The organism is Paenibacillus agaridevorans (genome assembly GCF_003112455.1).
GTDB classification, from domain to species: Bacteria; Bacillota; Bacilli; order Paenibacillales; family Paenibacillaceae; genus Pristimantibacillus; species Pristimantibacillus agaridevorans.
The window spans coordinates 29,634-34,826 of the sequence record NZ_BDQX01000231.1; the positions used below are offsets into that span (position 1 = coordinate 29,634).

The following is a 5,193-nucleotide window of genomic DNA, read 5'->3' on the forward strand; positions in this document are numbered from 1 at the left end:
CGCTTCCTTCCGCACGATGACGATCAGGGCGCGGACATCGCTTGGATCGAGGAATGGGGCGATGAAAGCAATAAGAAGCGATTCCTGCGCGTGGAAAGGCAAATGTTGACTGATACCGGCCTACAAGTACAGCAGCTCGCCTTTCGACTTGAAGGAGAGACGGTCAATGAACAGATCGATGCCCAGGTTTACGGCGAGGGGTATGGCGTCGAAATCCCTGAGGATGTCGAGATTGCAGGTGTGACCGAATTGCTCTGCGGCAGTGTCCCGAACGAGGAGACGCTAGGCAGTCCGCGCGGTCGGTCTGCTCTCCGGAATGTAGATGTGCTGCAGGAGGAGATCAACTGGACGATTACGAGGGATTCGATCGTATTTGAAAAGCACGGCAAGCCTAAGCTTGCTATTCCCCGGGCGCTATGGGATACGGTGGCTGGCGAGAACCAGAAGCACTACGGACAGCGCTTCGTTCGGAATGCTGATCTTGAAGTCGTCTCTTACGACGAGAAGAACGGTGCAGTCCCAATGTACATTGTTTGGGACGCGAAAACAGAGCAGAGCTTTGAGCACGTCACGCGGCTGATCCGTTACATGCTGGCCATCAGCAAGACCTCGCTGCAGGCGGCCGGGCTGGAGGATGCCAAAGGTGATTCCGGCGTTGCTTTGCTGTACCTCTGGATCCAATCGGTCATCAAGGCCGAAGCGGTACAGAGTAAGTTTGATTCGGCGCTTAAGGCAGCCATCCGGAAGTGCATCATCCTGGAAAATGCACTCGGCGGCAAAGATCTTGAAGTGAAGGATCCGGTCGTAGAGTGGGGCGACATGCTTCCACGGGCCGAATCGGAGCGTGATCGCGAGGAGATGGACAAGTATGCTGCTGGCGTACAATCTCTCGAGACAACCGTACGCCGGATCCATCCGGATTGGTCAGAGAAGGCGATCGAGGACGAGATCAAGAAGATACAGGACGAACAGGCAGCCGCGGGAACTCTTAACCCGACATTTACTCAGCCGCCCCGCGTGACGGTGTAGCATGGCGACGCTCGAGCAGATTGTCGCATTGTACGTCCGAGCGGATGAACGGCTGCGGGGGCTGGTTCAGTCACTGGAGGATGGTAGTATCGGTCGCCGACGGAAGGAATTGCTCCTACAGCAGATAGAGGAGATTATTGCGGAGCTGACGAGGCAGGCTGGGCAGCATACAGCGGCCCTCATCGGTGAAGAGTATCGTGCCGGTGCTACAGGAGCGGTGCAACAAATATCGGCTGCGGGAGTTGTCCGGGAAACGATCAACGACACTCTGAAACCTCTGATTCATCAGCGGGCGGCGCAGGCGATCATGGACGATACGTTTTATAGCATCCTTGAGGCTTCAGATAATATGAGTGCTGACTCCAAGCGCCGTATCGAGGACGCCATTCGTATGGTCAACGAGCGATCACTGACAGAAGGAATTAGCCGGCGCGAGGCGACGAAGCAGGCAATTGCTGACATCAACAACCGCGGCATCACCGGCATTGTAGCGAAAAACGGCGCACAGATCCCTGCGGACAAGTATATGGCCGGCGTTGTGCATTATCATCAGCGCAAGGCGCACGTAACAGGCGCCGAAGAGATGATCAAGCAGAACGGGCTCGACCTGGTCTACGTTAATTTCGTTGGCATCACCTGCGAATTCTGCGCCGAGTACCAGGGCAGGGTGTACAGCATCAGCGGCAACGATCCGCGATTCCCGAAGCTCGAGATACGGCCGCCGTACCATTCGCACTGTGTTCATTCCATTTCAGCTTGGATTGAGGAGTACACGCCGACCGATGAGGTCGAGCGGATGATCATGACGTCGAACCGACTATTTACTGACAACAGGACGGAAGCGAATATCCGCCGTTACAAAGAGATCCAGCGCGATAAGTCCCGTAAAAATGCCACCCGTAAGCAATGGATTCGCTACAAGTCGGTGTTGCCGAATGATACGCCAGATTTGCGGACGTTCGCTTCACAAAAGGCACGGGACACGATGCTGTACCGTGAGCTGCAGGAGGAGTACCGTAAGGTTAATGTTCATTTTAAGAATGATTGGAAAAAAGATTGACAACACTCTTTCCTTATGGTTACAAGTTAGGTATAAGAAAGGAGTGTTTCGATTGTCTAATTTTTTTCTGAAGGTAAGAAAGCTTCCTTATCGTGAAGACGGTCACTTGACTTTTGTAGTGTATAAACATGAAGACAATGAATTATTGGGGCTGACATATCGTCACAAAGTCGTAGAGCACTTTGAACGATTATCGTTCTATGAAAGGAATAAAGCAGGCTCTATTACTGACATAATTTGCATTCAGGATACGGAGTACGAGCGATATTTCTCAGTCAACAATAATGATTATGTTGTTGGTTCTCTCTCTGAGGCAGCAAAAGAAATCGTTGATTCACAACCTGACTACAGACAGCAATTTACCACTTTCGTTGAACTTATTCATCGAATGGGAATGAGTAAGTATCCACAATAAAACTTTTTTTAACCTTAAGCTGCTCACTTGAGCGGCTTTTTCTTTTGTCCAAACCGTGGCATGACACTAAAAGGCTACTCGAGGATAGTCCACCCGGACTTAAAACAGGAGGTCATTATGCACGAGACAATAGCAAGGCAATATCGACTCCGCTTGAATCTTCAGCTATTTGCAGGGGAAGGCGGTGGCTCTGGCGGCTCCGGAGGAGACGGTGATAACGGTGGTGGCGCCGGCGGCGGAGAGAAGACATTCACCCAAGCCGAAGTAGATGCAATGATGGGACAACGCTTGCCTCGTGCCGAGAAGGCTGCGCAAAAGGCACTAGCTAAGGAACTGGGATATGACTCAGTCGAAGCTATGCAAGCGGCACTGAAGAAGCCGGATCCGAAGCCGGAGGACAAGAAGTCCGATCCAGTTGACGTTGACAAACTTGTTGACGAAAAACTGAAATCGAAACTGCAGGAACAAAACGAGAAGACATATAAACGCCTTCTCGCTGCCGAGGTGAAGGTATTGGCGAACGAACTCGGGTTCGCCGACTGGGAGGATGCTCACGCCCTCGCTGATCTATCTATGGTCACTGAAGATGACAAGGGAAATCTGACCGGCGTTAAAGAAGCGCTCGAGGAGCTGTTGAAGAAGAAGCCACATCTGGGAAAGCAGAAGCCTGGTACTGGCGCTTTTGGCGCACCTGTCGGCGGAGGCGGAACTCCTGCTGATAAAAAGGCACATCAAGAGGCACTCATCAATTCTGCAAAAACACGGGGATTACCGACAACCAATTCATCTGTCTATGACCCGTGGGCAGCAAAATAACGAAGGAGGAATCATTCATGCGTTTGCAACCAACAAATCGATTTAATGTCGAAGCTGACCCGGAAATCGTTGCCTCGTTTGAGGTTATTCGCGAAGTGACGAACGGTATCACGATCGACCACACAAGAGTACCAGCGGATTCCGATGGCAACCGCATTATCCGGATTGGCATGCCGATGGCAAAAGTTACAGCGTCAGGCAAATGGGTTCCTTATGATCCCGAAGGCGAGGATGGGAGCGAGAATCCAACTGTCATCCTGAAACGCTCGATCAACGTCAAGGACGGCGATCACATCGTCGGCGGCTATGAGTATGTGAAGGTATGGGCGGCCCGGTTGCCGGTCACAGTGGACGCCGCGCTACGGGAAAAGATGCCGCATGTCGTATTCGCAGAATAATTTCACACGAAAGGATGAAGCAAAAGATGAAAAGAAAATACCGTTTGAAATTGGATTTGCAAACCTTTGCGGATGGAGATCCGATTGATCTGACTCTGGAACAAGCACTTTCCGGTGAGGACTTGGTTGTCTACTCTCGGAATCTTCCTGTCGACAACACATACCTGCATCCGTTGCTATTCCCGCCGAAAGAAACGGCGGAGCTGACGGTAGATGTCATTAAGGGCGCAGCTAATCGCCTGCCTGTAATGGCGCAGATCGCGGAGCTCGGTACCGAAGTCGAGTATGGTTCGCGCGAGGGCTTGTCTGGAACGCGCGTTGAAATCCCCAAGATTCAGCGGGGCCGCTACATGGACGAGCGTCTGGTGCGTACAATGCTTCAGGCATCCGGCGCTTTTGGACTTCGACCGCAGGAAATCACGCAACTTCGTAATGATCAATTTGATGATGCGCAATATGCAGTAGACTCTATCAATGCTCGTAGAGAATGGATCGCCATTACGAGCGTCTGGAGCGGTGGGGTAAACTATGTGGAAGGAAATGTGCGCGTCCTTGTCGATTACGGTTACACCGTTGAACAAAAACCTGTTCTGACTGGCACGGATAAATGGAGCGATATCATCAACTCCACTCCATTGGATGACATCGAAGAGTGGTTGGGTATCTTTTCGGATAGAGGGATTAAACTCAAGCGCGCTATGACCAGTAAAAAAATCATCACATTGCTGCGACGTAATATGTCAATCCGGAAGCATTACCACGGAGATCCTAGCGGTAATGCTCAGCCGCCAGCACTCACCAAGGCTCAGTTGCAAGCGGTGTTCGACGAATTGGAGTTTCCCGCATTGATTGCATATGACACGCAGGCACGTACTGAGGATCGGGCTTTGACAGCAGGAAAAGTGAGTTTCACGACGGTTCGGATGATGCCACAGAACCGTTTTGTTATGTTGCCTGACGGACCACTGGGCGATTACCTGTGGGCGAAAACTACTGAAGAGATGATCGCAGAGATTGATGCTGTTAAGACCGGTGATATGGGGATTTACGTCTTCCGGGACGTGACGAAAAACCCGATTCGCGTTCGTACGGCTGGAGTTGCTCTTAGCTTCCCGGCGTTCGCATGGACTGATTCGGTCGTAACTGCGACGGTCATCGATTAGGAGCGCCCCAGTGGCGCTCTATTCTTTTGGAAGGAGTTGAAAACAATGCTCGTGAAATTGACAGCAGTAGTCAAGGCAAACGGCCAGTGGCGGAAGCCAGGCGAATCCGTAGAACTGCCTGAAGCCGAGGCTCGCAGGCTAATCGGTGTTAATGCGGCTAAAGCCACCGGAGCTGAGCCGCAAGCGGCACAGTCGATGAGTGAAGAATTCGAGGCGCTGCGCGCTGAGTTAGCTCGCCTGCAGGAATTCGAGCGGCAGCAGCTCGCCGCTGAAGCCGATGCTAAAGCATTGGCCGAGAAGGAAGAGGCGGAT

At 52.0% G+C, this 5,193-nt stretch carries 7 protein-coding genes; all 7 read left to right on the forward strand.

The genetic code is table 11. The features are described 5' to 3' along the window. Positions 1 to 1,029: phage portal protein (locus tag PAT3040_RS20725; protein ID WP_258235082.1), on the forward strand; the 1,029-nt coding region annotated here is incomplete at its 5' end. A gap of 1 nt (position 1,030) precedes the next feature. Next, the gene (locus PAT3040_RS20730; protein ID WP_108994233.1) at positions 1,031 to 2,089 is read left to right on the forward strand and encodes a phage minor capsid protein; all 1,059 of its coding nucleotides are present in this window, start codon (positions 1,031 to 1,033) and stop codon (positions 2,087 to 2,089) included. 52 nt (positions 2,090 to 2,141) lie between these two features. Then, positions 2,142 to 2,504, forward strand: a complete 363-nt coding sequence (locus PAT3040_RS20735; protein WP_146200495.1) for a hypothetical protein — start codon at positions 2,142 to 2,144, stop codon at positions 2,502 to 2,504. Between the two features lie 117 nt (positions 2,505 to 2,621). Continuing rightward, positions 2,622 to 3,320, forward strand: a complete 699-nt coding sequence (locus PAT3040_RS20740; RefSeq protein ID WP_108994235.1) for a scaffolding protein — start codon at positions 2,622 to 2,624, stop codon at positions 3,318 to 3,320. Between the two features lie 17 nt (positions 3,321 to 3,337). Further along, a complete protein-coding gene (locus PAT3040_RS20745; RefSeq protein WP_108994236.1) occupies positions 3,338 to 3,718 on the forward strand; it encodes a head decoration protein in 381 nt (126 codons plus the stop codon). 26 nt (positions 3,719 to 3,744) lie between these two features. Beyond that, positions 3,745 to 4,881: a major capsid protein gene (locus tag PAT3040_RS20750; RefSeq protein WP_108994237.1), complete on the forward strand. Its 1,137-nt coding sequence runs from the start codon at positions 3,745 to 3,747 to the stop codon at positions 4,879 to 4,881. Between the two features lie 45 nt (positions 4,882 to 4,926). Then, the coding region (locus PAT3040_RS37280) for a DUF7210 family protein (protein ID WP_219930305.1) at positions 4,927 to 5,193 on the forward strand (267 nt) is incomplete at its 3' end.

What these genes read in the sequence shown, in the direction of transcription:
- PAT3040_RS20750 (WP_108994237.1), top strand. Translation starts at nt 3,745, where the DNA reads ATGAAAAGAAAATACCGTTTGAAATTGGATTTGCAAACCTTTGCGGAT.
- PAT3040_RS20740 (WP_108994235.1), top strand. Translation starts at nt 2,622, where the DNA reads ATGCACGAGACAATAGCAAGGCAATATCGACTCCGCTTGAATCTTCAG.
- PAT3040_RS20745 (WP_108994236.1), top strand. Translation starts at nt 3,338, where the DNA reads ATGCGTTTGCAACCAACAAATCGATTTAATGTCGAAGCTGACCCGGAA.
- PAT3040_RS20730 (WP_108994233.1), top strand. Translation starts at nt 1,031, where the DNA reads ATGGCGACGCTCGAGCAGATTGTCGCATTGTACGTCCGAGCGGATGAA.